Genomic DNA, 25,049 nt, shown 5'->3' with positions numbered 1-25,049 from the left:
CAGTAGTTGTGACTGATGGCCCGCTGATCGTCCAGTCCGACAAGACCGTGCTCTTGGAGGTCGACCACCCCCAGGCCGGTGACGCGCGCGTCGCGATCGCCCCGTTCGCCGAGCTCGAACGCGCGCCGGAGCACATCCACACCTACCGGATCACGCCGCTGGCCTTGTGGAACGCGCGTGCCGCCGGCCACGACGCCGAACAGGTCGTCGACGCCCTGACCACGTACTCGCGCTTCCCGGTGCCGCAGCCGCTGCTGATCGACGTCGTCGACGTCATGGGCCGGTTCGGGCGGCTGCAGATCGCCAACCACCCCGCGCACGGGCTCGTCATGTCGACCACCGACCGCGCGGTGCTGGCCGAGGTCGTCCGGAACAAGAAGATCAGCCCGATGCTGGGTGCCCGGATCGACGAGGACACCATCATCGTGCACCCGTCCGAGCGCGGGCGGCTGAAGCAGGCGCTGCTGAAGGTCGGCTGGCCGGCCGAGGACCTGGCCGGGTACGTCGACGGCGAAGCCCACCCGATCGCCCTGGACGAGCAGAACTGGCACCTGCGCGACTACCAGCGGATGGCCGCGGAGGCGTTCTGGGCGGGCGGCTCGGGCGTGGTCGTGCTGCCGTGTGGCGCCGGGAAGACGCTGGTCGGCGCGGCGGCGATGGCTCGCGCGCAGGCCACGACGCTGATCCTGGTGACGAACACGGTCGCCGGCCGGCAGTGGAAGCGCGAGCTGATCGCGCGGACGTCGCTGACCGAGGAGGAGATCGGCGAGTACTCCGGGGAGAAGAAGGAGATCCGGCCGGTCACCATCGCCACCTACCAGGTGATCACCCGCAAGACCAAGGGCGAGTACCGGCACCTGGAGCTGTTCGACTCCCGCGACTGGGGCCTGGTCGTCTACGACGAGGTCCACCTGCTGCCGGCACCGGTGTTCCGGATGACGGCGGACCTGCAGTCGCGCCGGCGCCTCGGCCTGACGGCGACGCTGGTGCGCGAGGACGGCCGCGAGGGCGACGTGTTCTCGCTGATCGGCCCGAAGCGCTACGACGTGCCGTGGCGCGACATCGAGGCGCAGGGCTGGATCGCCCCGGCGGAGTGCACCGAGGTCCGCGTGACGCTGACCGACGCCGAGCGGCTCGAGTACGCCACGGCCGAGGCCGACGAGCGGTACAAGCTGGCGGCCACGGCGTTGACGAAGACCCCGGTGATCAAGTCGATCGTGGCCAAGCACGCGGGCGAGCCGACGCTGGTCATCGGCGCGTACCTCGACCAGCTGGAGATGCTCGGCGACGAGCTCGACGCCCCGGTGATCCAGGGCGCGACCCGCAACAAGGAGCGCGAAGAGCTGTTCGACAAGTTCCGCCGCGGCGAGATCAAGACGCTGGTGGTGTCGAAGGTCGCCAACTTCTCGATCGACCTGCCGGAAGCCTCGGTGGCGATCCAGATCTCCGGCACGTTCGGCTCTCGGCAGGAGGAGGCCCAGCGGCTCGGGCGATTGCTGCGCCCGAAGGGTGACGGGCGGCAGGCGCACTTCTACTCGATCGTCTCCCGCGACACGGTGGACACGGAGTACGCGGCGCACCGGCAGCGGTTCCTCGCGGAGCAGGGCTACGCGTACCACATCGTGGACGCGGACGACCTGCTCCGGCCGCTCTGAGCCCGTTCAGCCGACGTCGGTGAAGAACTTCTCGACGTCATAGTTCGCGATGAGCCGCGCCAGGCCGGCCGGCGTCTGCCCGGAGGTGTTGGCCTGGCGCGGGTCGGCGCCGTGCCGCCGGAGCAGCTCGATGAGGTCGCCACGGCCTCGGTAGGCGAACACCGCCGTGAACAGGGGCGAATTCCCGTACCCGTTGACCGGGTCGACCTGGGCGCCCGCGTCCAGCAGCACCGCGGCCACCGCGAGGTTCCCCTGCTGCGCGGCGAAGTGCAGCGGGGTGAAGCCCTGGTGGTCGCCCACGTCGGGATCGTGCCCCGCGGCGAGCAGTGCCCGCGCCTGCGCACTGTCGCCGTCCAGTGCGCAGTAGTGCAGCTCGGATCGCCCGTACCGGTCGACCACGTTCGCCCCCTTCGATCCAGTGGGTCATCTTGCCGTGGGGCTCCTGCCGGCCGACGGCTCTGGCCGGCGGCGGCCGGTCACGAGTCCAGGTAACGCAGGACGGCGAGCACCCGGCGGCTGTAGCCGGCCCCCTGGAGCAGGTCGAGCTTGTCGAAGATCGCGTTCGCGTGCTTCTCGACCGAGCTCTGCGAGAGGTACAGCGCTTGCGCGATGCTCGCGTTCGTGTGGCCCTGCGCCATCTTCTCCAGGACGTCTCGCTCGCGCGGGGTCAGCCGGCCCAGCGCGTCCTCGTGGGACGTGCGGGCCACCAGCCGCCGCACCACTTCCGGGTCGAAGGCGGCGCCGCCTCCGGCGACCCGCTCCAGGGCGTCGAGGAACTCGCCGACCTGGGCCACGCGGTCCTTGAGCAGGTAGCCCACGCGGCCGCGGTCGCCGCTGATCAGCTGGGCGGCGTACCGCTTCTCGACGTATTGGGAGAGGACGAGCACTCCGATTCCCGGCCACTTCTCCCGGATCTCGAGGGCGGCGCGCAGCCCTTCGTCGGTGTGGGTCGGCGGCATCCGCACGTCGGTGACGACGACGTCGGGCCGCTCCTGCTCGGTGGCCGCGATGAGTGCTTCACCGTCGCCGACCGCGGCGACGACGTCGTGGCCTTCCTCGGCCAGCAGCCGCACCAGGCCCTCACGCAGCAGCGTCGAGTCCTCCGCCAGGATCACCCGCACGGCAGCGCCGCCCGCACGACCGTCGGGCCGCCGATCGGACTGTCCACGCTGAACTCCCCGTCCGCCGCCGCCACGCGCCGCGCCAGCCCGCTGAGCCCGCCGGTGCCGACGGCCTGTGCACCACCCGAGCCGTCATCGCCGATCTCCACCACCATCTCCCGGCCGAGGAGGCGGACGTCGATCGTGATCCGCGTCGCGCCGGAGTGCTTGGTCGCGTTGGTGACGGCCTCCGACGCCACGAAGTAGATGACGGTGGCCACCTGGAGCGAGGGTTTCCACAAGGACAACGAGTACCGCACCTCGACCGGGATCGTCGCTCGTTCGGCCAGGGACTCGAGAGCGGTGTCGAGACCGCCTTCGTCGAGCGCGATCGGATACACGTACCAGGCGACCTCGCGCAGCTCCCGCAAGGCCTCCTGCACTTCCTCGTGGGCCTGCCGGACCAGTTCGGTGTTCCCCGTGCGCCGGGCCCGGCCCAGCAGCAGGCCCAGCGCGACGAGCCGTTGCTGCACCCCGTCGTGCAGGTCGCGCTCGATGCGGCGGCGTTCACCGTTCACCGCCTCGACGACTTCCGCGCGGGTGCTGAAGAGGTATGACATCCGGCGCTCCACGATCGTCCGGAAGCTCGGGCCGAGGAATCGCTTGGCCAGCCACTGGTCCAGCGCGGCGACGCCGGCCATGCCCTGCCAGCAGAGGAACACCGCGAGCGCCGCGAGCGCGGCGACCAGTAGCCAGCCGGCGACCGTTCCGGCACCCTGCCCACCGGGTGCACGTCCGGTGACCAGCTGCCGTCCGTAGAACACGGCCGTCACGACCCCGCCGGCGAGGCAGGCCCAGACGCCCAGCCCGAGCAGGCCGACGAGGATGCGCGGGAAAAGGTACTGCAGCGCCCGGCGGCCGTCGTAATCGTCATCGTTGTAGTTGTCAAAGAACCGGTCCAGCCGAATGCGTTCGACTTCGGTGAGCTTCCGGGCGCCGCGCAGGACGGCCTCGCGCGTCGCGGGAACGACGAGCAGGGGCGCACTCAGCAGGACGTACAGCACCTCGGCGATCGCGGTGAGCGCGCCGAGGCCGACGCCCGCTGTGGTGCGTGCAGCCCAGATGATCACGACTTCAGGTTAGCGAGCGCGGGATCTTTGGGTATTGCGGTTTTCCGCAATGTTTCCGGGTGGTGTTCAGCAATGTGCTCCCGCCCGAGAATTCCTACGTTCGAGGCATGGACTTTCTGCTGACCACCACCGCCACCTCCGCCGAACCGATGACCGGGCTGGCCGGCTGGGCCGTCGGGCTCATCGACGCGCTCGGCGGACCCGGCGCCGCCATCATCGTCGGGCTGGACAACCTGTTCCCGCCGATCCCCAGCGAACTGGTGCTCCCGCTCGCCGGGTTTTCCGCGAGCCGGGGCGCGTTCACGCTCCTCGGCGCGCTGTTCTGGACGACGCTGGGCTCGCTGGCCGGCGCGGTGATCGTCTACTGGCTGGGTGCGCTGCTCGGCCGCGACCGCACCCGCGCGCTCGTGGCTCGCATCCCGTTGATGGGCGCCGGCGACTTCGACCGGACGGAGGCGTGGTTCGCCCGGCACGGCGGCAAGGCCGTGTTCCTGGGGCGGATGGTGCCGATCTTCCGCAGCCTGATCTCCCTGCCCGCCGGCGTCGAACGCATGCCGTTCGGCCGGTTCCTCCTGCTGACCACGGCGGGCAGCCTGCTGTGGAACACGGTGTTCGTCGTGGCCGGGTACCTGCTGGGCGAGAGCTGGTCGCTGGTCGACCAGTACGCGTCGGTGTTCCAGTACGCCGTGCTGGCGGCGCTGGCGGTGGCGGCGGGCGTGTTCGTCCTGGTCCGGTTGCGCGCGCGCCGGACTCGTTCGGCCTAGCGAATCGTCACAGGAACAACTTCCGCCACAGGAGTCGCGGACAGGGCTCTGACCTGCGGATTCCCCGATTCACTCGAACGGATGAGCGGGCGTGGTACTGGAAATTGTCGGACCATCGAACTACTGTTCGACATGCAGCAACCGAACACAAGTTCGAGGGGACGTCCATGACGATCGCACCGCTCCGCCCCGGTACGCCCGCACCGCCGGTCCAGACCCTCCCACCGGGGTCGTGGCACGGCCGGTTGTGGGTGTCCGACCTGCCGCTGACCCGGCCCGAGCGCTACCTCGGCTGCGTGGCCGAGTTCGAACGGTCCGGCCTGTGGCCGGTGCTGATCCCCCACGACCAGCGCTTCGCGGCGAACGGCGAGGACTGGATCGACGACCGAGGCAGGCTGGCCCCGGCCGGCCACCGGGTGGCCACGGCCGACCCGGCGGACGCCCTGTCCCGCTGGTGGGACACGTCTTGCTGCAGCGGCGCTTGCCTGAGGCCGTTCGGCGCGCGCTTCCCGGGACTGGCCAAGCGCAGCCCGCGCAGGTCCGACCCGCTGGCGGAGGCAGGCAACACCGGCTCGATTCTGGCCACCCGAGCCCCGCACCGGCTCGGTCTGGTGCAGACAGAGCGCCCGGCCGACATCCCCGCCCTGCTGGGCTGGACGGGGATGATCAAGTGCACGGACCAGGTGGCGGAGCTGTCGGCGGTGCTGCGCAGCTGGGAGGACAGGTTCGGCGCCACGCTGGTGGTGCTCGGGTTCGACGCGATCGAGTTGTCGGTGGCGGCACCGCCGCGGAACCAGGCCCGGGCGTTGACGGTGGCTGCGGAGCACCGGGCGTTCAGTTTGCCTACGTTCGCGGGCCAGCCGGGGAATCTGCGGGAGTACGCGTCGGGGTTGGTGCAGTCGCGGCACTGGCGGTTTTCCTGGGCGTGAGGGATGGGTCGGCCTTGCGTGGGCCGGGGAGCGGGGCCGGGGCTTGCGCCGGGCTTGGTGGCCGGGGCCGCGAGCCGGGGAGCGCGGCTGAGGGCCCAGCCGGGGCTGAGGCCGGGGCCGGGGCTTGGGGGCCGGGGGCCGCGAGCCGGGACCGGGGAGCGGGGCTGAGGGCCCAGCCGGGGCTGAGGCCGGGGCCGGGGCTTGGGGGCCGGGGCTTGGGCTTGGCGGCCGGGGGCCGCGAGCCGGGACCAGGGAACGGGCTGAGAGCCTGCCCCAGGGCTGAGGCCGGGGCGGGGGCCGGGCTTGGGGGCCGGGGGGCCACCAGCCGGAGCAGGGGAGGGGCCGGCGCTTGGGCGGGTCGCGAGCCGAGGCCGGGCCGGGCGTGGGTGGGCCGGGGCTCGAGTGGGCGGCGAGCCGGGAGCCGCGAGCCCCCGGGGGGCCAGGGTCGGGGCGCAGCCGGCTTGGCCGCCTCAATCCGCTCCCCCTGCGTCGCGGTTCGGCCGAATCGGCCTGCCGAATCTGCGTCCGCGCCGGAACCGGCTGGCATCCGGGACACCACAACCACACCACCCCTCGGGGAGGCCACCACTTGACCCACCACTTCAAAGGCCCCGTAAGACGCGCGTCCGCCAAGTTGGGTCGACTGTCCCAACCTCCGGTCCGCTCGTCCGGCCGCGGGCGTGTTTGGCCGGGCAAGCGAGCGGGAATCACCTTTCGCGGAAAGGCGGTGAGAGCGATCGCCGAGATCCGGATCGGTACCTCTGGGTGGCGCTATCCCCCGTGGCGCGGGGTCTTCTACCCACCCAAGCTCGCGCAACGGCGGGAACTCGAATACCTCTCGCGGCGGATGAACGCCGTCGAAATCAACGGCTCCTTCTACTCCCTCCAGCGCCCCGAGCGCTACCGGGCCTGGTTCGACGAAACCCCTGCCGACTTCCTCTTCGCCGTCAAGGGTGGGCGCTTCATCACGCACATGAAGCAGCTTCGCGACGTCGAGACCGCCCTCGCGAACTTCTACGCCTCCGGCGTCCTCGCCCTCGGTGCGAAACTGGGTCCCTTCCTCTGGCAGCTGCCGCCGCGGCTGGCCTTCGATCCCGATCGGCTCGAGAACTTCTTCGCCCTGCTTCCCCGCACCACCACCGACGCCGCCCAGCTGGCTACGAAGCACGACGACAAGCTGAAAGGCACGCCCTACCTCGAAGCCGGCGCAAAAAGGCCCCTGCAGCACGCCTTGGAAGTCCGGCATCCCAGCTTCGCCGAGCCCGCCGCCAAGGAGCTCCTGACAGAACACAGCATCGCCCTCGTCGTCGCCGATACCGCCGGGAAGTGGCCGTTCCTCGAAGACCAGACCGCCGACTTCGCCTACGTCCGGCTGCACGGCGACGAAGAGCTCTACGTCAGCGGCTACTCCGACCAAGCCCTGCGCAAGTGGGCCCGGAAAATCCGGGAATGGCACGACGGCGGACGGCGTGATGTGCACGTCTACTTCGACAACGACGTCAAAGTGGAGGCTCCCCGGAACGCCGAATGCCTCGCCGACCTGCTTGGGGTTGCCCCGATCACGCGACAGTGAGTGGACAGTGAGCGCCCTCGGCTTGGGTGGGCGTGCGGGCCGGACCGGCTTGCGTGCTGCCGCTGGGGGTCGGCACGTGAGCCGTCCGGATCCGGAGGCTCACGCCACCACCAACGCCGCCAGCTTGGCGCGGACGTCGTCCGCGTCCGGGTGACCCAGCTCAGTCAGCAACCGCACCGATCGGAGCCAGCACTCGCGGGCCAGCGCCGCGTCGCCGTGGCGGAGGTGGATCGTGCCCAGCTGGGCCAGCACGTCCGCCGCCTCGTACTGCTCGCCCATGGCGAAGAACATCTCCACCGAATCGCGGATGCACGCGATGCCTTCCTCGAGCCGGCCGAGGCCGATCAGCGCCAACCCGCGCGTGTGCTGGGTGAACCGCGTGTCCACCGGCCGCCCGTCCGGGTCGAGAATCGCCAGCGCCGCGTCGGCCAGGCGCAGCGCCTGCTCGTGATCGCCCATCGACGTGCAGATGTCGCCCAGCGCCCGCAGCACGCTCGCCTCGAAGTGCCCCAGCCCCAGCTCGCGGACGATCTCCAGCGCCTGCACACCGTGTTCGTACGCCCAAGCGCAGTCTTCGAGGTTGTGCGCCGCCATCGCCAGGTTGTACTGCGCCCGCGCCTCACCCTCGCGCGCGCCGAGCTCGCGCTGGATCGTGAGCACCTGCTCCAGGTAGCGCCGGGACTCGGCGTACTGGCGGGCGACGCCGTTGACGACGCCGAGCCCGCTCAAGATCCCCGCTTCGCCGGGCCGGTGGCCGCTCGCCCGCGCGGCTTCGAGCGCCACCGCGAACACCGACCGCCAGTCGTCGAGCCGCGAGCGCGTCACGAAATAACTCTGCAGCAGCCAGGCGAGCTTCCAGCAGACGTCGTCGCGATCCCGGTGCCGCGCCAGGTGCACCGCGGCGATGAGGTTGCCGCACTCCTCGCCGAACCAGTCCAGTGCCTCGTGGTACGAACCGAACGTCAGCCCGCCCTCGATGTCGTCGAGCTCCAAGAGCCGGTAGTAGCGCTCCGGCCGCATCAGCCGTGACGCGTTCAGCGCCGATGCCAGGTACCAGCTCAGCAGCCGGTCCAAAGCGGCGTCACGCTGCGAAGCCGAGTCCACCTGCGAAGCTGCTTCACCCGCGTACGCCCGGATGAGGTCGTGGAACTGGTAGCGGCCCGGCCGCGGCTGGGCGAGCAGGTGCGCGGCGGCCAGGGTTTCGAGCATCGGCCGGGTCGCGGTGACGTCCAGCCCGGCGACCGCGGCCACCGCCGGTGCGGTGAAGTCGACGCCGGTGAGCAGCCCGAGCAGCCGCAGCAGTCGGGCCGTCGACGGCTGCAGTGCCTGGTAGGAGTAGGAAAACACCGATCGGATGTTGGTGCCTTCGCCGTCGGCGAGGTCGAACGAACCGAGCAGATCGCTGTCGAGGGAGCCGACGAACTCGTCGAGCGGCAGGTCGGGGAACTGCGCCGCGCGCACGGCGAGGATCCGGATCGCCAGCGGCAGCCCGCCGCAGTAGCGCACGAACCGCTCGGCCGCCGCCGGATCGCGGGCGACCCGGTCGAACCCGATGGTCGACGCCAGGAGCGCGACGGCGTCCTCGTCGCCGAACTCCTCCAGCGCGATCCGGCGCGCGCCGTGCGTCGCGACGAGCGCACGCAGCTGCCAGCGGCTGGTGACCAGCACCAGGCAACCCGGCCCCGGCAGCAGCGGGCTCACCTGCTCGGTGCGGTTGGCGTTGTCGAGCAGGACCAGCAGCCGCCGCCCGGCCGTGTGCGTCCGCCAGCTCGCCGCGCGGCCGTCGAGGTCGCCGGGGATCGCCTCGCACGGCACGCCGAGCGCGGTGAGCATGGCCTCCAGCGCCGCCGCCGGCTCGACCGGCTCGCCGGGTCCGTAGCCGCGCAGGTTGAAGTAGACCTGCCCACCGGGGAACCGGTCGGCGATCTCGTGCGCGAAGTGCACCGCCAGCGTCGTCTTGCCGATGCCGCCCATGCCTTCGACGGACGCGATCGGCGTCGACGTGCCGGCGTCGGCCGCCTCCGGCAGCAGCGCGTGCAACGCCTTGAGGTCGCACTCGCGCCCGGAGAAGGTCCGCAGGTCGGCGGGCAGCTGGTGCGGCACCTGCGGATCGACGCCGAGCCGGTAGCGCGCCAGCGCGGGGGCGGTGTCGCCGTCGGCACCGGTGAGGATCGCCTGGCGGGTGCGCTGCAGCGACGGCCCGGGGTCGAGCCCGAGCTCGTCGGCCAGCACGTCGCTGATCCGGCGGTGCACCGCCAGCGCCTCGGCTTGGCGGCCCGACCGGTACAGCGCGATCATCAGCTGCTCGTGCAGCCGCTCCCGGAGCGGATTCTCCCTGGTCAGCCGGGCCAGCTCGGGGACGACGGTGCCATACTCGCCGACGTCGAGCAGCGCGTCCGCCCACTGCTCGCGCACGCGCAGCCGTTCCTCGGCCAGCTGCCCGGCCTCGTCGCGGTGCAGCGCGTCGGACTCGACGTTCAGCAGCGCCGGGCCGCGCCACTGCCCGAGCGCCTCGGCGAAGTGCGCGGCCGCCCGGCGGCTCTCGCCGCGGTCCATCGCCGCCTTTCCGCGGACGGCCAGCGCGCGGAACCGGGTCAGGTCGAGCAGGTCGTCGTCGAGCTCGATCAGGTAGCCGCCGCTCTCGGTGCGAATCGCGACCTGGTCGCCCAGCGCCCGGCGCAGGCGCAGCACGTACGTCTGGAGCGCGCCCTTGGACCGGCGGCGGTCGTCGTTCCACAGCCAGCGGCCCAGCTCGTCGACCGGCACGACCCGGTTCGCGCGCAGCAGAAGGCCGGCCAAGACGATCAGCGGCCGGCTGCCCCCGAGCGGTACCGGGCGGCCGTCGGCCGTGACCTCGGCCGGACCCAGCACGCGGAAATCGAGGACCACGGAGTCATTCTGACCGGAAACGCGCAGTTCGGCACTTGTTTGCCAAACCCGGGACGGTGGCATGATCGGCCTCGATGAAGGTCTACGCGATCCCCCTGCGCACCCGGTTCCGCGGCATCACCGTCCGTGAGGGCGTGCTGCTGCACGGCCCCGCGGGCTGGGGCGAGTTCTGCCCGTTCGTCGACTATTCCGACGCCGAGAGCGTGCCGTGGCTGCGGGCGGCGCTGGAGGCGACCGAAGCCGGCTGGCCCGCGCCGGTCCGCGACCGGGTCGAGGTGAACACGACGGTGCCGGTGGTCGGGCCGGAGAAGGCGCACGAGCTGGTCCGCGCGTCCGGCTGCCGGACGGCGAAGGTGAAGGTCGCCGATCCGCGCGTCTCCCTGGCGGACGACTGCGCGCGGGTCGAGGCGGTCCGCGACGCGCTCGGCCCCGGCGGGGCGATCCGCGTCGACGCGAACATGGCGTGGGACGTCGAAACGGCGGTGCGCGCGATCGCGGACCTCGACAAGGCGGCGGGCGGCCTGGAGTACGCGGAGCAGCCGTGCCCGTCGATCGAGGACCTGGCCGCGGTCCGGCGCCGGGTGGACGTCCGGATCGCCGCGGACGAGTCGATCCGCCGCGCGGAGGACCCGCTGAAGGTGGCGGTCGCCGGAGCGGCGGACATCGCGGTCCTGAAGGTCGCCCCCCTCGGCGGCGTCCGGCGGGCGCTGGAGGTCGCCGAGGCGTGCGGGCTGCCGTGCGTGGTGTCCTCGGCGGTGGAGACGAGCGTGGGCCTGGCCGCGGGCCTGGCACTGGCCGGCGCCCTCCCCGAACTCGGATTCGCTTGTGGACTGGGCACGATTTCGCTTCTGACCGGCGACGTCTGCGCGGAATCACTGTCTCCTGTGGACGGATACCTCCCGGTCCCGCGGCAGGCCCCGGCACCCGCGGAGGCGTACGCGGCCCCGCCCGAGGTCGAGGCGGCTTGGCGGGATCGGCTGGCCCGGGTCACCGCGCTGGCCTGAGTGGTTTCCCCGAGGGCGAGTTCAGGGTCGGGGTCCGGGCCGTTCCCGATGTGGGCGGTGCCCCCGCCGGGCGAACATTGAGCCATGACGAACAGCGTGTACACCCCGGAAACCAAGAAGGTCCGCCGCAGCCGTACCGACAAGATGCTCACCGGCGTCTGCGGTGGCTGGGCCACCTACCTCGGCATCGACGCGAACGTCCTGCGGCTCGGGCTCGTCGCCGCGGTCTTCCTGTCGGTCGGGATCGCCATCCCGGTCTACATCGCCGCCGCGATCCTGACGCCCGAAGAAGACTCCTGAGCGAGGGCGGGCGCCCGTTCGCAGGGGGAACCGGCGCCCGCCGGATGACGGGGGTGCACAGGGGAACGGCCCGGACGCCAAGGGGACGTCCGGGCCGTTCGGCCGATACGGCTGGGCCGAGCGGCCCAAAACCACGCCGCGAATCCCGTTCGAGGGGTTAGGGTTCGCGGCTGTGGATCACGGAAGTACCGCCGGCCGGACGGCGGCGAAGGTCGTCGTCGGGATCGTGGGCGGGTTGTATCTGATCGCGGGGCTGGGGCTGACAGCGTTCGCCGCCTACACCGTTCTGGCCGCCGGTGACACCGACGGTGTCAAGACCGCCAAGTTCGTGCTCTACACCGCCGCGGGGCTGGCGATCTGGGTCATGCTCACCGGGATCGGCGCGATCGTCGTCGGGCTGGAAGCGGACCGGAAGAGCACCGCGTGGCTCGGCGGCCTCGGCGTGCTCGCCCTCGGCGTTGTGATCGTCGGCGCTTACGCTGTCTGGTTCTTCACCAAGCCATAAAGAAAAGCCCGGCCCGCCGAAGCGGACCGGGCTTTCCCGGTGAAGCGGCCGAACTCAGAAGTCCATGCCACCCATGCCACCGGACGGGTCGGCGGGAGCGGCCGAAGCCTTCTCCGGCTTGTCCGCCACGACGGCCTCGGTGGTCAGGAACAGCGCCGCGATGGACGCGGCGTTCTGCAGCGCGGAGCGGGTGACCTTGGTCGGGTCCGGCACGCCGGCGGCGAGCAGGTCCTCGTAGATACCCGTGGCGGCGTTGAGGCCGTGACCCAGGGGCAGGCCCTTGACCTTCTCCACCACAACGCCGCCTTCGAGGCCGGCGTTGATCGCGATCTGCTTGAGCGGGGCCTCGACGGCCACCTTGACGATGTTGGCACCAGTGGCCTCGTCGCCCTCGAGCTTCAGGCCCGCGAACGCGGCTTCGGCGGCCTGGATCAGGGCCACGCCACCACCGGCGACGATGCCCTCTTCAACGGCGGCCTTGGCGTTGCGCACCGCGTCCTCGATGCGGTGCTTGCGCTCCTTGAGCTCGACCTCGGTCGCGGCGCCGGCCTTGATGACGGCCACGCCGCCGGCCAGCTTCGCGAGCCGCTCCTGCAGCTTCTCGCGGTCGTAGTCCGAGTCGGAGTTCTCGATCTCGGCGCGGATCTGGTTGACGCGACCCTGGATCTGGTCGGCGTCGCCCGCACCCTCGACGATGGTCGTCTCGTCCTTGGTGATGACGGCCTTGCGGGCCTTGCCCAGCAGGGACAGGTCCGCGTTCTCCAGCTTGAGGCCGACGTCCTCGGAGATGACCTGGCCACCGGTCAGGATCGCGATGTCCTGCAGGATCGCCTTGCGGCGGTCACCGAAGCCCGGGGCCTTGACGGCGACGGACTTGAAGGTGCCGCGCATCTTGTTGACGATCAGGGTGGCCAGCGCCTCGCCCTCGACGTCCTCGGCGATGATCAGCAGCGGCTTGCCGGACTGGATGACCTTCTCCAGCAGCGGCAGCACGTCCTTGACGGTGGAGATCTTCGAGCCGAAGAGCAGGACGTAGGGGTCCTCCAGCTCGGCTTCCTGGCGCTCCGGGTCGGTGACGAAGTAACCCGAGATGTAGCCCTTGTCGAAGCGCATGCCCTCGGTGAGCTCGAGCTCGAGACCGAAGGTGTTGCTCTCCTCGACGGTGACGACGCCTTCCTTGCCGACCTTGTCCAGCGCCTCGGCGATCAGCTCACCGATGGTGCGGTCGCCGGCCGAAATCGAGGCGGTAGCAGCGATCTGCTCCTTGGTCTCGATCTGGACGGCGGCCTTGTGCAGCTGCTCGGTGATGGCCTCGACGGCCGCCTCGATGCCGCGCTTCAGGCTGATGGGGTCGGCGCCGGCCGCGACGTTGCGCAGGCCTTCCTTGACCAGGGCCTGGGCGAGCACGGTGGCGGTGGTGGTGCCGTCACCCGCGACGTCGTCGGTCTTCTTGGCAACTTCCTTGACGAGCTCGGCCCCGATCTTCTCCCACGGGTCTTCGAGCTCGATCTCCTTGGCGATGGAGACGCCGTCGTTGGTGATGGTCGGCGCGCCCCACTTCTTTTCGAGCACGACGTTCCGGCCCCGCGGGCCGAGGGTCACCTTGACGGCATCGGCGAGGATGTTCAAGCCACGCTCGAGACCGCGGCGGGCGTCCTCGTCGAACGCGATCAGTTTGGCCATTGCGGTGTGGTCCTCCGGTATTGGGCGCCACCGCCGCGCTGTGGTTCTTGCAGCGGCGGCAGCAGGACTCTTTCCTCGGCCAGGCTCGGTGCCCGCGACGGACGACTGGACCCGGGTGGGGGCCAGCCTCACCGTCCCGACCTTTGGCACTCGACGGCGTCGAGTGCCAGGTTCGTGTTTAGCACTCTCGGGGGGAGAGTGCAAGAAGACCTGCTCAGCGCCGCCCGATCAGTTGCCCGGCTTGATGCTGATCGACGTCGGGGGCGCGTTGAGCGACGACGAAGGCGCGCTGGTCTGCGAGCCGCCCGGGCCGACCGGGATGTTCGGGGCCGTCGTCTGGCTGCCGCCACCACCGCTGCCGCCGTCGCTGAAGAGGAAGATCGCGCCCACGACCAGGCCCGCGACGACCACCAGGCCGAGGACGAGGAAGATCCACTTCTTGCCGCCGCTGCTCTTCGGCTGGTGGAACGCGCCCGCGCCGCCGGCGGGCATCGGGGGACGCAGCCGCATCGGGTCGCCGGGCGGGCCGTAGCCGTGCGGTGGCCCCTGCGGCGGCATGCCCTGCTGCTGCGGGTAGCCGTAGCCCGGGGGCCGACCCTGCGGCGGCATCCCCGGCGGAGGTCCCTGCTGCGGGTAGCCGTAGCCCGGAGGCGGCCCCTGCGGCGGCTGGCCTTGCGGACCCTGCGGTCCGGGCCCCTGGCCGAAGCCGGGCTGCTGCTGTCCTCCGTACGGGTGCACGGGGGCCCCCTCTCCCTGCGGTGCGCTGTTCTGGTGCGGCCCTTGTTGTACCTGACCAGCACGCTGCGGCGCGGGGATTCCGCCCGAATGGGAGCCCGGCGGACCCGGCGGGGTGTCCGACGTCGCCAGCGGGCCGAGCGCGCGGCGCGCGGCCGCGACCATCTCGATGCAGCTGGCGTAGCGGTCGGCCGGGTTCTTGGCCATGCCGCGCCGGATCACCTCGTCGATCGCCGGCGGCAGCGCGACGGCGCGGGAGATCGCGGGCGGCTCGCCGTTGAGGTGTCCCTTGATCACCGTCGGGACGTCGCCCTTGAACGGCGGGCTGCCGGTGAGGCAGGCGTAGAGGACGCACGTCAGCGCGTACTGGTCGGTGCGCCCGTCCAGCGGCTCCCCGCGCAGGTGCTCGGGAGCCGCGTACGTGGGCGAGCCGAGGAAGTCGCCACCGCGCGTCCGGTGCCCGGTCGCGCCGCGCCGCGTCAGCCCGAAGTCGGCGACGTAGACGTGCTCGCGCGAGGTCTCCTTCTTCGTCACGAGCACGTTCGCCGGCTTGACGTCGAGGTGGACCAGACCACGGTTGTGCAGCGTGTCGAGGGCGTCCGCGACCTGGTCGAGCATCGTCAGGGCGCGCGAAGGGGCGATCGGGCCGCCGGAGATCAAGCCGGCGAGATCACCGCCGTCGACCATGCGCATGGCGATGTAGAGCATGCCGTCGAGCTCGCCGAAGTCGTACAGCGGCACGACGTTGGCGTGGTCGATCGCCGAGGTGTTGCGCGCCTCGTCGACGAACCGCTCGCGGAACTCGGCGTCGGCCCCGAGGTGGTCACCGATGACCTTCAGGGCCACCTTGCGGCCGAGCCGCACGTCCGTGGCCTTGTAGGTCACACTCATGCCGCCTTTGCCGAGCACTCCGTCGATGCGGTAGTTGCCCAGCCGGCGACCGGTGAGGTCCCCCGACACATCGCCTGTCACGCCCGCAGCCTAACGCCCCTGGTTCGGCGTCTGCCGGGGGTTCACCGATCACCTGACAGGCGGGTTACGAAACCTTCCGCACGTCGGCTGCCTGGCTACGACCGTCGCGGCCGGACTGCACCTCGAACTCGACGCGATCGCCTTCGTCCAAAGTGCGGAATCCTTCGGACTGGATGGCCGAATAGTGGACGAACACGTCCGGCCCCTCCGTGGATTCGATGAACCCGTAGCCTTTTTCCGAGTTGAACCATTTGACGGTGCCGACAGCCACGGCGCCCTCCCTCAGCACAAAGGATCCGCTGGCCCGAGCGGATGCCAGCGGCGGAGTGCCAATCACGCTACCGGAATTATTCCCCTCGGCAATGGGCAATTCGTCCGAAGATCACGAACCCGAAAGGCGTCTGTTCCGCGCGTGCACGAGCACCGTCCCGGGACCCGCGAAGTCGATCGCGAGCCCTTCGCCGGTGCGCAGCGACTGCGGGCCGCCCGGATCGAGGGCCCGCAACCGGCACTGGACGGAATCCGGGTAGGCCAGCAGGTAGTCCGGCCGGACCGTGACCAGCTCGCCCTTGCCGAGCTCGAACGCGTCCACCGGGCCCGGCGCGGCCAGCACGAGCGGCCCGGTCCCGCTGTAGTGCTCGAGGAACCCCGAATCCGCGCCGAAGAGCTGCTGCAGCGGCACCCAGCCGGTGTCGTGCCGGACCGACGACGGCCGCACCAGCACCGCGTCGCGGTGCACCGACCAGCCCGTGCCGCCGCCCACGTCGAGCGGGTAGACGTCGCCGGGGCGCAGCGGCGCGAAGTCGATCCAGCCGCCGTCGGACGGCGCGGTGTAGAGGACCGTCGTGCTTTTGCCCGCGCGGACGCCGCCGCGGCCCGCCGGCGTCTCGGTGACCCCGAACCGGCTGGCGAGCAGGGTTTCCGGCGCGGCCCGCACGGCCTCGCCCGGGTCGAGCAGGACGCGGGCGACGCCGAACGCGGGAGTGTGCCGGGTCTGGACGCGCATCAGCGTGACGGGACGTGGGAGACGATCCAGCTGATCAGCGCGGACGGGTTGCGCGTCTGCGTCATGATCTGGCCGGGGCCGACGAAGTCGAAGACCAGGCCTTCGCCGCTCTTCATCGACTGGATGATGCCCTGGGCGACCTTCCGGATCTGGTACTGCACGGTGTCGGCGTACGCGACGACGTGCCCGGTGTCGATGGTCACCATCTCGCCCTGCTGCAGGGTGATGGTCTCGACCGCGCCGTAGCAGCTGACGAGCAGCTGGCCCTGGCCGGTGGCGTGGGTCAGGAAGCCGCCCTCGCCGCCCATCAGGTTCTTCATCCCGCCCCACTTGGTTTCGGTCTGCACGCCGTGCGACGACGCGAGCCAGCAGCCGCGGGTGACGGCCCAGCCGGTGCGGCCGTCGAGGGGGATCACCTGGATGTCGCCGGGCAGGTTGGCGGCGACGTCGACCCAGCCGCCGTTCGGCGGCGCGGTGAAGGTGGAGATGAAGAAGGACTCGCCGGACAGGAACGCGCGGCCGAGGCCCTTCATGATCCCGCCCTGCGCCTGCGACTGCACCTGCACGCCGTAGCTGGTGGCCATCATCGCGCCGGACTCGACCTGGCACGGCTCGCCGGGCGCCAGCATCAGCCGGGCGACGGCGAACGAAGGCTGTTGACGGATTCCGACCTGCATGCGTGCTCCCCTGAGGCGTGCCTGTGACGGGGCAGAGTCTTGCATGCGCCGTGGACACGGGGAGGATGGTCCGGTGATCTCCGTCGACGACTACCGCGACCGCGTCGCCGCGCTCCTCGGCACGGCTCCCGCGACCACGCTGCCCCTCGCCGCCGCGGCCGGCCTCGTCCTGGCCGAGGACGTCCGCGCCGGCGTCTCGCTGCCGCCCTTCGACAACTCCGCGATGGACGGCTACGCGGTCCGAGCCGCCGATGTCGAAGCCGCTCCGGTGACCCTGCCGGTCGCCGACGACATCCCGGCGGGCCGGGTCGACGTCCGGCCGCTCGAGCCGGGCACCGCGCACCGGATCATGACCGGGGCGCCGCTGCCGCCCGGCGCGGACGCCGTCGTGATGGTCGAGGACTCCGACGGCGGCACGGAAACGGTGACGTTCTCGGCGCCCGCCCGCGAAAGCGCGCACATCCGGCGCACCGGCGAGGACGTCGTCGCCGGCGACGTCGCCCTGCACGCGGGCACCGTGCTGGGTCACTCCCAGCTGGGCCTCGCGGCCGCGGTCGGCCTCGCCGAGGTGCGGGTGCACCGGCCGCTGCGGGTGCTGGTCGCCTCGACCGGCACCGAGCTGATCGACGCGCCGGCCCCCCTGCGCCACGGCCAGATCTACGAGTCCAACAGCGTGATGCTCGCCGCGGCGATCCGCGGCCTCGGCTGCGAGGTCGAGGTCGTCCGCAGCGTCGTCGACGACGTCGGGGAGTTCCGGAAGGTCATCGAGCCGAAGCTGGCCGGCGCCGACCTCCTGGTCACCTCCGGTGGCGTCAGCGCGGGCGCGTACGAAGTGGTGAAGGACGCACTGACCGGCCAGGGCGTCGAGTTCGCGAAGGTCGCGATGCAGCCCGGCGGGCCGCAGGGCAGCGGGCGCTGGCACGGCGTGCCCGTGGTGGCGCTGCCCGGCAACCCGGTCAGCGTGCTGGTGTCGTTCGAGGCGTTCCTGCGCCCGGCGATCCTGGCGGCGCTCGGCCACACCGACGTCACACGACGGCGCGTGCGCGCCCGGCTGACCGAGGCGATGAGCTCGCCGGCCGGGCGCCGCCAGTACCGCCGGGGCGTGTTCACGCCGTCCGACCGGGAGGTCACCGGGATCGTCGGACCGCGCGGCGGCCCCGGCTCGCACCTGCTGGCCGCGTTCACCCAGGCCAACTGCCTGATCGTGCTCCCGGAGGACGTCACATCGGCAGCGCTTGGGGAAGAGGTGGACGTCCTGCTGCTCTGATCGGGAAGTCCCGCAGCTTCCGGTACGGCGCGAGCAGTGGCAGCGCGACGATGAGCATGCCCGCGGCTCCCCAGAGCGTCTGGCGGATGCCGATCGCCTCGCCCAGCACGCCACCCAGGACACCGGCCACCGGGATCGTCCCGTAGTTGACGATCGACATGCTGGAGTTGACCCGGCTGAACAGCTCGGGCGGGCAGTACTGCTGCCGGAACGTCGTGACCAGCACGTTGGCGGCGACCACCCCGGCGCAGACCCCGAACAGCGCGAGCACGAACGGCACCAGGCCCCACTCCGGTTCGCTCAGCGGCCCGAGCAGCAGCATCGGCGCCGCGAATCCCTCGCACAGCAGCCACGCGCGCGCGGCGCCGAAGCGCGCGGCGAGCCGTCCGGCCACGGCCGCGCCGAGCACCCCGCCGGACGCGGCGAGGGCCAGGACGAGCCCGACCAGGCCGGGGGCGGCGCCGAGCGTGCGGGACAGGAAGACGATCTGGATCGAGGTGTACCCGGTGAGGGCGAGGTTCGAGACGGCGCCGAAGGTCATCAACGACCGCAGGTACCGATCGCCGGTGACGAACCGGAGTCCCTCGGCGATCTGGCTGCGCAGCGGCGAGCGCTCGGCGGGGACGACGATTTCGCGCGTCCGGATCGCCCGCACACACAGCACGGAGACACCGAAGCTGACCGCGTCCGCCAGGATGCCGCTGACCGGGCCGAACACCTGGGCCAGCAGCCCGGCCACGCCCGGCCCGGCGACCTGGGTCGCGGACTCGCTTCCCTGCAGCTTCGCGTTGGCTTCGAGGAGTTCGTGGTCACCGACCAAGGCCGGCAGGTACGCCCGATAGGCGAGGGTGAAGAACACCTTCGTCACCCCGCCGAGCAGGGCGGCGGCCAGCAGATACGACATGGTCAGCAGGCCGGTGGCGGCCGCGAGCGGAACGCTGCCGAACACCAGCATCGAGACGATGTTGCACACCTGCATCACCGGGCGCTTCGCCAGCCGGTCGACCCACGCTCCGGCAGGCAGGCCGATCACCAGCCACGGCAGCCAGGCCGCCGCCGTCAGCAACGCGACCTGGAAGGTGCTCGCCTGCAGCGTGACCACCGCGACCAGCGGCAACGCCGTGCTCGCGACCATGCTGCCGAGCATGCTCGTGGTCTCGCCGGTCCAGAGCAGCCGGAAGTCCCTGTTCCCCCAGAGCCCCTTCACGGCTTGCCCAGCGACGCTCGCGCGGCGAAGAAGACCGGACGGCGCTCGATGCCGTCACCGGGTTCGGTCCGGTTCTCGAACTCGCTGATCAGGAGGAAGACCCGCTCGTTGAGCTCTTCGAGCTCGTCCTTGGAGAGCCGGACCCACGTGTCGATGCTGAACGGCGCACCGCGCCACTCCTCCGGATAGGTCTCGCGGTTCGCGATCCAGTCGCGGGCGACCGCCGTCTGGTGGTCGAGCACGAGGACCTCGGCGGCTTCGGCGACCGGGTCGCCGGGGAAGTCGGCCGCGGCCCACCGCAGCGTCCTCGCACTGCGCTTCCACCAGCGTTCCCGCTGGTCACGGGCCAGTTCCGGGGCCACCTCGACCAGCTTCGCGGCCGCCAGGACCTTCATGTGGTGGCTGACGTTGCCGACCGCCTGGCCGGTCCTCGCGGCCAGCATCGACGCTGTCGCCGGGCCGTCGAGGTGGAGCAGTTCCAGGAGCCGGCGCCGCAGCTGGTGGGACATGGCGGCCAGCACCTTCGAATCCCGGATTTCCCGGATGTCCTCGCTCATGACGTACAAGAGTAGTTGTACAAGAGCTCTTGCGCAATGACGCTTGTACATCTCCCTGACGTAAACTCCGGCCATGGGCTTCGTCGCATGGGTGATCTTCGGCGCGATCGTCGGCTGGGCCGCGAACCTGGTCGTCGGCGGCCGAGAGCGACGTCGGCAGGGTTGCCTGGTCAGCGTGCTCGTCGGGGTCGTCGGTGCGGCGCTGGGCGGGCTGGTCTACCGGCTCGCGACCGGTCAGGCGAAGACCTTCGACTTCGACTTCCCCAGCTTCGGTGTGGCCATCCTCGGCGCGGTCTTGCTGCTGGCGATCCTGCGGCTCGCGAGCGGCGTGGCCCGGCGTCCGAGTGACCGTTGGTAACTTTTGCCCGGTGAACGGTGATCAACCGGCCGTCGGTCGTTAAGCTCCTTCCTCACGCGCATCTCCCGGTGGCCGGGTGCGTGCGCCGTCGGGGGGCGGATGCACCCGGCCCCTCTTCTCCTTCATCGCCTCGATGACGACGTCCACCGCGCACATCGGGTCGACGAGCGACGGCACGGGCACCTCGTCGATCTCCCGACGCCACGCGCCCAGGAGCTCGCGAAGCCGGGCTTCGGCGGGATCGCGGCGGTCGGTCATCGGTCCTCACAGATCACGCGGGGCAGCGCCCCGAACGGCGGCAACTACTCAGAGTCGTCGGTGAAATCGACCTTCCGTTACGACTTGGCGATCTTTCCCACCCGCCGCGGTGACCCCCTCCCGGAGGAGTCCGGCAGGGGCGCGCGGACACGCTCACCTGGGGCAGCGGTAGCGTGGGGGCGCCCGTACGCGGCCGCCGGACCCCGGCGCCGACAGTTCTTCCGACACGAAATCAGGGGACCCGACCATGAGCGGCACCCGGCCGGATTCCGCCGGCAACCCCGTCGCCCACGCCCTCCAGCTCGCCCGCGAGACGTTGCCGCCGATGCACCCCGCCGGTCGCCCGTTCGTGGCGGGCGGCGTCGCCGCGACACTGCTCGCGCGCCGGTTCTCCAAGCGCCTCGGTGTCCTGGGCGCGCTGACGACGGTGGCCATGGCCGCGTTCTTCCGCGAGCCGAAGCGGGTCCCGCCGCCGCGTGACGGCGTCGCGCTCGCCTCGGCCGACGGTCTCGTGTCGCTGATCGAGGAAGCCGTCCCGCCCGCCGAGCTGGGCCTGCCCGCCGAGCCGCGGATGCGGGTCTCGGTGTTCCTCTCGGTGTTCGACGTGCACGTCCAGCGCGTGCCGGCGAACGGCGTGATCGAGCGGGTCGCCTACCGGCCGGGCAAGTTCCTGTCCGCCGACCTGGACAAGGCGAGCGACGACAACGAACGCAACTCCGTGCTCATGCGCACCGAAGACGGCCACGAACTCGTCGTCGTGCAGATCGCCGGGCTGGTCGCGCGCCGCATCCTCTGCGAGATCCGCGAGGGCGACAAGGTCGGCGCCGCTTCGACGTACGGCATCATCCGGTTCGGCTCGCGAGTCGACCTGTACCTCCCGCCGGGCTCGACGGTGCTGGTCAGCAAGGGCCAGCGCACGGTCGGCGGCGAGACGGTCATCGCCGAGCTCCCTGCCGCGCCCGCGAAAGGCTGATCGATGGTCCGCGTGACCACCCCGGGCGTCCGGCTGCTGCCGAACGCCATCACCGTGCTGGCGCTGTGCGCGGGCCTGTCGGCCGTGCAGTTCGCGCTGACCAAGAACTACGCGATGGCGATCGCCTCGATCGGCATCGCGGCGGTGCTCGACAGCCTGGACGGCCGGATCGCCCGCCTGCTCGACGCGACGTCGAAGATGGGCGCGGAGCTGGACTCGCTGTCCGACGGCATCTCGTTCGGCGTCGCCCCGGCGCTGGTGATCTACGTGTGGCAGACCGGCGCGGACCGGATCGGCTGGGTGGCGTCGCTGATCTTCGCCGTCTGCATGATCCTGCGGCTGGCCCGGTTCAACACGCTGCTGGACGACACCGAGCAGCCGCCGTACGCGAGCGAGTTCTTCGTCGGCGTCCCGGCGCCCGCGGGCGGCCTGCTGGGGATGCTGCCGCTGGTGGCGTACCTGCAGTGGGGCGAGGGCTGGTGGTCGTCGCAGTACGTCGTGTGGGCGTGGACGGTCGCCATCGCGGCGCTGCTGATCAGCCGCATCCCGACGCTGTCGCTGAAGACGGTCAAGGCGCCGCCGAAGGCGATCGCGCCGCTGCTGCTCGGCGTCGCCCTGCTGGCGGCGGCGATCATCCAGTTCCCGCTGGTCGCGCTGCTCGCGGCGATGGTGCTGTACCTGGCGCACATCCCGTACTCGATCCACCGGCACCGCTGGCTGGCGGCGCACCCGGAGGCCTGGACGGTCCCGCCGAGCGAGCGCCGCGCCATCCGCCGGGCCCGCTCCCCGCGCCGCCTCGGCCTGCGTCGCCCGCTGCGCCGCCGGGTCGCGGGCGCGGCGATGCGCGCGGTCCGCCTCCCCCGCGAAACGGTCCGGACCCCGCGCGTCACCTCGGAGAACGGCAACGGCCAGCGCCGCCGCTCCTGGCGCCAGATCGGCCTCCGCCGCAAGTAGCGTGTCGTCCCTCCGATCACGCGAGATCGCTCCCCAATCACGCGAGTTACGCCTCCGATCACGCGAGTTCCGTCTTCAACCACGCGAGAGCCGGGCCGGATCACCCGAGCGGCCGTGATCGGGAGGCCGACACACGTGATTGAAGAGACGACACGGGTTCTCACCTCCTCGTGGGGCGACGGCTCGCTAGGGTGAACGGCGTGAGCCACCCGCAGATCACGCTGACCGTCCGGCACACGCCGTCGGCGCTGGACACCCGCCGCGGCGTCGTCCGGCTGCATCCCGAAGTCCTCGACGCCTTGGGCCTGCGGGCCTGGGATGCCGTCCACCTCACCGGGGCGCGGGTCAGCGCCGCGCTCGCCGCGCCCGCCGACGAGACCGGCGTGCCCGGGGTGGTGCTCACCGACGACGTCACCATGTCGAACCTGGGCGTCACCGAGGGCTCGGAGGTCGTCGTCACGCCGGCCGACGTCGCCGCGGCGAAGACGGTGACCGTCGCCGGGTCGCGGCTGGCCAGCGTCTCGGTCAGCCCGCACATGCTGCGGCTCGCGCTGATCGGCAAGGTGCTCACCGTCGGGGACGCCGTTTCGCTGCTGCCGCAGGACCTCGCGCCGTCGCCGGGGTCGGATCCTGCCGGCCTGCGCGGCCAGCTGTCGCGGGCGATCGGCGCGACCTGGACGAACGAGCTGCTCACCGTCACCGCGACCGAGCCGGCCGGCACCGTGGCCGTCGGACCGTCCACAGTGGTCACCTGGCGTGACGGCGCCCGCCCGGGCACCGCCGAACCGGCCGCGCCCCGGACGGCGACCGCGCTGGTCCGCACCTCCGCCGTCACCGCGGCCGAGGAGTGGATCGACGCCGAAGTCGTCGAAGACGAGGTCGCGGTCGAAGAGGCCGCCGAACCCGTCGTCCCGCTGGCCGACCTGATCGGCGCCGAAGCCGCCGCGCGCAAGCTCGCCGAGTGGTTCGACCTCGCCTTCCAGCGGCCCGAGCTGCTGGCCCGGCTGGGCGCGCCCGCCCACCTGGGCGTCCTGCTGTCCGGCCCGGAAGGCGTCGGCAAGGCGACGCTCGTGCGGTCGGTCGCGAGCGAAGCCGGCATCCGCGTGCTCCCGCTGGCCGCGCCGAACCTCGCCGTGCTGGACCCGAACGTCGCCGTGGCCCGCCTGCGCGAGGCCATCCGCGCCGCCGGCGGCCCCTCGGTCCTCCTGCTCACCGACGTCGACGCGCTGCTGCCCGCGACGACTCCGCCGCCGGTCGCCACCGTCGTGCTGGAAGAGCTGCGGACAGCCTTGCGGCGCGAGCGCTTCGCCGTCGTCGCGACGACCGCCCGCGCCGAATCGGCCGACCCGCGGCTGCGCGCCGCCGACCTGCTGGACCGCGAGCTCGGCCTCGCCCTCCCGGACGCCAAAACCCGCCGCGAGCTGCTGAACGTCCTGCTCCGCGACGTCCCGCTCGACACCGGCATCGACTGCGGCGTCCTCGCCGAGCGGACGCCCGGCTTCGTCGCCGCGGACCTGATCGCGCTGCGCCGGGACGCCGCGCTGCGGGCGGCGCTGCGCCAGCGCGACACCGACGAGCCGCGCATCTCGCAGCAGGACCTGCTCGACGCGCTGGCCACCGTCCGGCCGGTCTCGATGTCCACTTCGGACAACCTGGCCACCGGCGGGCTGACCCTGGACGACGTCGGCAACATGGTCGACGTCAAGCAGTCCCTCACCGAGGCCGTGCTCTGGCCGCTGCGGTACCCGGACTCGTTCGCCCGGCTCGGCGTCGAACCGCCGCGCGGGGTGCTGCTCTACGGGCCGCCCGGCGGCGGCAAGACGTTCCTCGTGCGGGCGCTGGCCGGCACCGGCGCGCTGAACGTCTTCGCGGTCAAGGGCGCCGAGCTGATGGACAAGTGGGTCGGCGAGTCCGAACGCGCGGTGCGCGAGCTGTTCCGCCGGGCCGCGGAGGCCGCGCCCGCGCTGATCTTCCTGGACGAGATCGACGCGCTGGCTCCGCGCCGCGGCCAGTCGTCCGACTCGGGTGTCGCCGACCGGGTGGTCGCCGCCCTGCTCACCGAGCTCGACGGCGTCGAGCCGATGCGCGAAGTCGTCGTCCTGGGTGCGACGAACCGGCCGGAGCTCGTCGACCCGGCGCTGCTGCGGCCCGGGCGGCTCGAGCGCCGCGTCTACGTGCCGCCGCCGGACGCCGAGTCCCGCGCGGCGATCCTCGCAGCCAGTTCGAAGAACACCCCGCTGGCCGACGACGTCGACCTCGCCGCGGTGGCGTCCACTCTGGACGGTTACTCGGCGGCCGACTGCGCGGCGCTGATCCGCGAAGCGGCGTTGACGGCGATGCGCGAGTCGCTGGAGGCCCGCGAAGTCACCGCGGCGCACCTCGATGCGGCTCGGAAGACGGTCCGGCCGAGCCTCGACCCGGCTCAGCTGGCCACGCTGGAGGCGTACGCGAAGACCCAGGCCGGGGAGTGAACACGTAACTCGCGTGATCAGACCCGGATCTCGCGTGATTGAAGCCGGAACTCGTGAGTTCCGGCGTCAATCACGCGGGTTA

24 protein-coding genes are annotated in these 25,049 nt (G+C 71.7%); 12 read left to right on the top strand and 12 right to left on the bottom strand.

The window, feature by feature from the left end; translation table 11 throughout:
- Positions 1–8 precede the first annotated feature (8 nt).
- A complete protein-coding gene (locus ACFVYA_RS37430) occupies positions 9–1,655 on the top strand; it encodes a DNA repair helicase XPB (protein ID WP_387051852.1) in 1,647 nt (548 codons plus the stop codon).
- 6 nt (positions 1,656–1,661) lie between these two features.
- On the opposite strand, the gene ACFVYA_RS37425 is transcribed toward ACFVYA_RS37430, so the two are convergent.
- The 3 genes from ACFVYA_RS37425 to ACFVYA_RS37415 all read right to left on the bottom strand — a co-directional run bounded on the left by ACFVYA_RS37425 (position 1,662) and on the right by ACFVYA_RS37415 (position 3,885).
- Positions 1,662–2,054: an ankyrin repeat domain-containing protein gene (locus ACFVYA_RS37425; protein WP_387051850.1), complete on the bottom strand. Its 393-nt coding sequence runs from the start codon at positions 2,052–2,054 to the stop codon at positions 1,662–1,664.
- A 77-nt stretch (positions 2,055–2,131) separates the two neighbouring features.
- On the bottom strand, positions 2,132–2,776 hold the full coding sequence (locus tag ACFVYA_RS37420) for a response regulator (RefSeq protein ID WP_387051848.1): 645 nt from the start codon (positions 2,774–2,776) through the stop codon (positions 2,132–2,134).
- On the bottom strand, positions 2,767–3,885 hold the full coding sequence (locus ACFVYA_RS37415; RefSeq protein WP_387051846.1) for a sensor histidine kinase: 1,119 nt from the start codon (positions 3,883–3,885) through the stop codon (positions 2,767–2,769). Before ACFVYA_RS37415 ends, ACFVYA_RS37420 begins: the two co-directional genes overlap by 10 nt.
- Before the next feature lie 107 nt (positions 3,886–3,992).
- On the opposite strand from ACFVYA_RS37415, the gene ACFVYA_RS37410 reads away from it, so the two are divergent.
- The 3 genes from ACFVYA_RS37410 (at position 3,993) to ACFVYA_RS37400 (ending at position 7,151) form a co-directional block, all read left to right on the top strand.
- On the top strand, positions 3,993–4,649 hold the full coding sequence (locus ACFVYA_RS37410) for a DedA family protein (protein WP_387051844.1): 657 nt from the start codon (positions 3,993–3,995) through the stop codon (positions 4,647–4,649).
- Between the two features lie 167 nt (positions 4,650–4,816).
- A complete protein-coding gene (locus ACFVYA_RS37405; RefSeq protein ID WP_285986786.1) occupies positions 4,817–5,578 on the top strand; it encodes a DUF4253 domain-containing protein in 762 nt (253 codons plus the stop codon).
- 727 nt (positions 5,579–6,305) lie between these two features.
- The gene (locus ACFVYA_RS37400; RefSeq protein WP_387051842.1) at positions 6,306–7,151 is read left to right on the top strand and encodes a DUF72 domain-containing protein; all 846 of its coding nucleotides are present in this window, start codon (positions 6,306–6,308) and stop codon (positions 7,149–7,151) included.
- A gap of 99 nt (positions 7,152–7,250) precedes the next feature.
- Here ACFVYA_RS37400 and ACFVYA_RS37395 read toward each other — a convergent pair whose 3' ends face one another.
- Entirely contained in the window at positions 7,251–10,040 is a 2,790-nt protein-coding gene (locus ACFVYA_RS37395) for a BTAD domain-containing putative transcriptional regulator (RefSeq protein ID WP_387051841.1), read from the bottom strand.
- Positions 10,041–10,114: 74 nt separating this feature from the next.
- Between ACFVYA_RS37395 and ACFVYA_RS37390 the strand changes: the two genes are divergently transcribed.
- The 3 genes from ACFVYA_RS37390 to ACFVYA_RS37380 all read left to right on the top strand — a co-directional run bounded on the left by ACFVYA_RS37390 (position 10,115) and on the right by ACFVYA_RS37380 (position 11,849).
- Positions 10,115–11,044 (top strand): o-succinylbenzoate synthase, encoded by a 930-nt coding sequence (locus ACFVYA_RS37390; RefSeq protein ID WP_387051839.1) that lies wholly within the window; start codon positions 10,115–10,117, stop codon positions 11,042–11,044.
- 84 nt (positions 11,045–11,128) lie between these two features.
- A complete protein-coding gene (locus ACFVYA_RS37385) occupies positions 11,129–11,344 on the top strand; it encodes a PspC domain-containing protein (protein WP_285986790.1) in 216 nt (71 codons plus the stop codon).
- A gap of 172 nt (positions 11,345–11,516) precedes the next feature.
- The gene (locus ACFVYA_RS37380) at positions 11,517–11,849 is read left to right on the top strand and encodes a hypothetical protein (protein ID WP_387051837.1); all 333 of its coding nucleotides are present in this window, start codon (positions 11,517–11,519) and stop codon (positions 11,847–11,849) included.
- Positions 11,850–11,903: 54 nt separating this feature from the next.
- Here ACFVYA_RS37380 and groL read toward each other — a convergent pair whose 3' ends face one another.
- From groL to ACFVYA_RS37355, 5 genes are all read right to left on the bottom strand, one after another.
- On the bottom strand, positions 11,904–13,532 hold the full coding sequence (gene groL, locus ACFVYA_RS37375) for a chaperonin GroEL (protein ID WP_364569374.1): 1,629 nt from the start codon (positions 13,530–13,532) through the stop codon (positions 11,904–11,906).
- 228 nt (positions 13,533–13,760) lie between these two features.
- A complete protein-coding gene (locus ACFVYA_RS37370; protein WP_387051835.1) occupies positions 13,761–15,239 on the bottom strand; it encodes a serine/threonine-protein kinase in 1,479 nt (492 codons plus the stop codon).
- 64 nt (positions 15,240–15,303) lie between these two features.
- A complete protein-coding gene (locus ACFVYA_RS37365) occupies positions 15,304–15,510 on the bottom strand; it encodes a cold-shock protein (RefSeq protein WP_003085446.1) in 207 nt (68 codons plus the stop codon).
- A 111-nt stretch (positions 15,511–15,621) separates the two neighbouring features.
- Positions 15,622–16,245, bottom strand: coding sequence for an AIM24 family protein (locus tag ACFVYA_RS37360; protein WP_285986793.1), 624 nt, complete (start codon positions 16,243–16,245; stop codon positions 15,622–15,624).
- Entirely contained in the window at positions 16,245–16,922 is a 678-nt protein-coding gene (locus tag ACFVYA_RS37355; RefSeq protein ID WP_285986794.1) for a TIGR00266 family protein, read from the bottom strand. The genes ACFVYA_RS37360 and ACFVYA_RS37355 overlap by 1 nt, the downstream gene beginning before the upstream one ends.
- Before the next feature lie 73 nt (positions 16,923–16,995).
- Here ACFVYA_RS37355 and glp point away from each other — a divergent pair, with 73 nt between their 5' ends.
- Positions 16,996–18,189: a gephyrin-like molybdotransferase Glp gene (glp, locus tag ACFVYA_RS37350; protein WP_387051833.1), complete on the top strand. Its 1,194-nt coding sequence runs from the start codon at positions 16,996–16,998 to the stop codon at positions 18,187–18,189.
- Here the strand turns inward: glp and ACFVYA_RS37345 are convergent.
- Together ACFVYA_RS37345 and ACFVYA_RS37340 are read right to left on the bottom strand one after the other, a co-directional pair.
- Complete coding sequence (locus ACFVYA_RS37345) at positions 18,143–19,396, bottom strand: MFS transporter (RefSeq protein ID WP_387051831.1); 1,254 nt, start codon at positions 19,394–19,396, stop codon at positions 18,143–18,145. The genes glp and ACFVYA_RS37345 overlap by 47 nt on opposite strands.
- Positions 19,393–19,953, bottom strand: coding sequence for a helix-turn-helix domain-containing protein (locus ACFVYA_RS37340; RefSeq protein WP_387051829.1), 561 nt, complete (start codon positions 19,951–19,953; stop codon positions 19,393–19,395). Before ACFVYA_RS37340 ends, ACFVYA_RS37345 begins: the two co-directional genes overlap by 4 nt.
- A 73-nt stretch (positions 19,954–20,026) precedes the next feature.
- Here ACFVYA_RS37340 and ACFVYA_RS37335 point away from each other — a divergent pair, with 73 nt between their 5' ends.
- Positions 20,027–20,311: a GlsB/YeaQ/YmgE family stress response membrane protein gene (locus ACFVYA_RS37335; protein ID WP_387051828.1), complete on the top strand. Its 285-nt coding sequence runs from the start codon at positions 20,027–20,029 to the stop codon at positions 20,309–20,311.
- 39 nt (positions 20,312–20,350) lie between these two features.
- On the opposite strand, the gene ACFVYA_RS37330 is transcribed toward ACFVYA_RS37335, so the two are convergent.
- Complete coding sequence (locus ACFVYA_RS37330; protein WP_387051827.1) at positions 20,351–20,569, bottom strand: hypothetical protein; 219 nt, start codon at positions 20,567–20,569, stop codon at positions 20,351–20,353.
- Between the two features lie 247 nt (positions 20,570–20,816).
- Here ACFVYA_RS37330 and ACFVYA_RS37325 point away from each other — a divergent pair, with 247 nt between their 5' ends.
- From ACFVYA_RS37325 to ACFVYA_RS37315, 3 genes are all read left to right on the top strand, one after another.
- Positions 20,817–21,542 carry a phosphatidylserine decarboxylase gene (locus ACFVYA_RS37325; protein WP_285986800.1) on the top strand — a complete coding sequence of 242 codons (726 nt, stop codon included), beginning with the start codon at positions 20,817–20,819 and terminating at the stop codon, positions 21,540–21,542.
- Between the two features lie 3 nt (positions 21,543–21,545).
- The gene (gene pssA / locus ACFVYA_RS37320) at positions 21,546–22,496 is read left to right on the top strand and encodes a CDP-diacylglycerol--serine O-phosphatidyltransferase (RefSeq protein WP_013230288.1); all 951 of its coding nucleotides are present in this window, start codon (positions 21,546–21,548) and stop codon (positions 22,494–22,496) included.
- 200 nt (positions 22,497–22,696) lie between these two features.
- On the top strand, positions 22,697–24,967 hold the full coding sequence (locus ACFVYA_RS37315) for an AAA family ATPase (protein WP_387051824.1): 2,271 nt from the start codon (positions 22,697–22,699) through the stop codon (positions 24,965–24,967).
- The last annotated feature ends 82 nt before the right edge of the window (positions 24,968–25,049 follow it).

Origin of the sequence: Amycolatopsis sp. NPDC058278 (genome assembly GCF_042881395.1) — a bacterium.
Classification (GTDB): Bacteria; Actinomycetota; Actinomycetes; order Mycobacteriales; family Pseudonocardiaceae; genus Amycolatopsis.
The sequence above is the reverse complement of the archived record's forward strand: the minus strand, read 5'-3'. Positions and strand labels throughout refer to the sequence as shown.

Excerpts from the sequence above, each read along its gene's own strand:
- ACFVYA_RS37390 (WP_387051839.1), top strand. The coding sequence starts at position 10,115 with ATGAAGGTCTACGCGATCCCCCTGCGCACCCGGTTCCGCGGCATCACC.
- ACFVYA_RS37355 (WP_285986794.1), bottom strand. The coding sequence starts at position 16,922 with ATGCAGGTCGGAATCCGTCAACAGCCTTCGTTCGCCGTCGCCCGGCTG.
- groL (WP_364569374.1), bottom strand. The coding sequence starts at position 13,532 with ATGGCCAAACTGATCGCGTTCGACGAGGACGCCCGCCGCGGTCTCGAG.
- pssA (WP_013230288.1), top strand. The coding sequence starts at position 21,546 with ATGGTCCGCGTGACCACCCCGGGCGTCCGGCTGCTGCCGAACGCCATC.
- ACFVYA_RS37335 (WP_387051828.1), top strand. The coding sequence starts at position 20,027 with ATGGGCTTCGTCGCATGGGTGATCTTCGGCGCGATCGTCGGCTGGGCC.
- ACFVYA_RS37330 (WP_387051827.1), bottom strand. The coding sequence starts at position 20,569 with ATGACCGACCGCCGCGATCCCGCCGAAGCCCGGCTTCGCGAGCTCCTG.
- ACFVYA_RS37405 (WP_285986786.1), top strand. The coding sequence starts at position 4,817 with ATGACGATCGCACCGCTCCGCCCCGGTACGCCCGCACCGCCGGTCCAG.
- ACFVYA_RS37340 (WP_387051829.1), bottom strand. The coding sequence starts at position 19,953 with ATGAGCGAGGACATCCGGGAAATCCGGGATTCGAAGGTGCTGGCCGCC.
- ACFVYA_RS37325 (WP_285986800.1), top strand. The coding sequence starts at position 20,817 with ATGAGCGGCACCCGGCCGGATTCCGCCGGCAACCCCGTCGCCCACGCC.
- ACFVYA_RS37410 (WP_387051844.1), top strand. The coding sequence starts at position 3,993 with ATGGACTTTCTGCTGACCACCACCGCCACCTCCGCCGAACCGATGACC.
- ACFVYA_RS37360 (WP_285986793.1), bottom strand. The coding sequence starts at position 16,245 with ATGCGCGTCCAGACCCGGCACACTCCCGCGTTCGGCGTCGCCCGCGTC.
- ACFVYA_RS37385 (WP_285986790.1), top strand. The coding sequence starts at position 11,129 with ATGACGAACAGCGTGTACACCCCGGAAACCAAGAAGGTCCGCCGCAGC.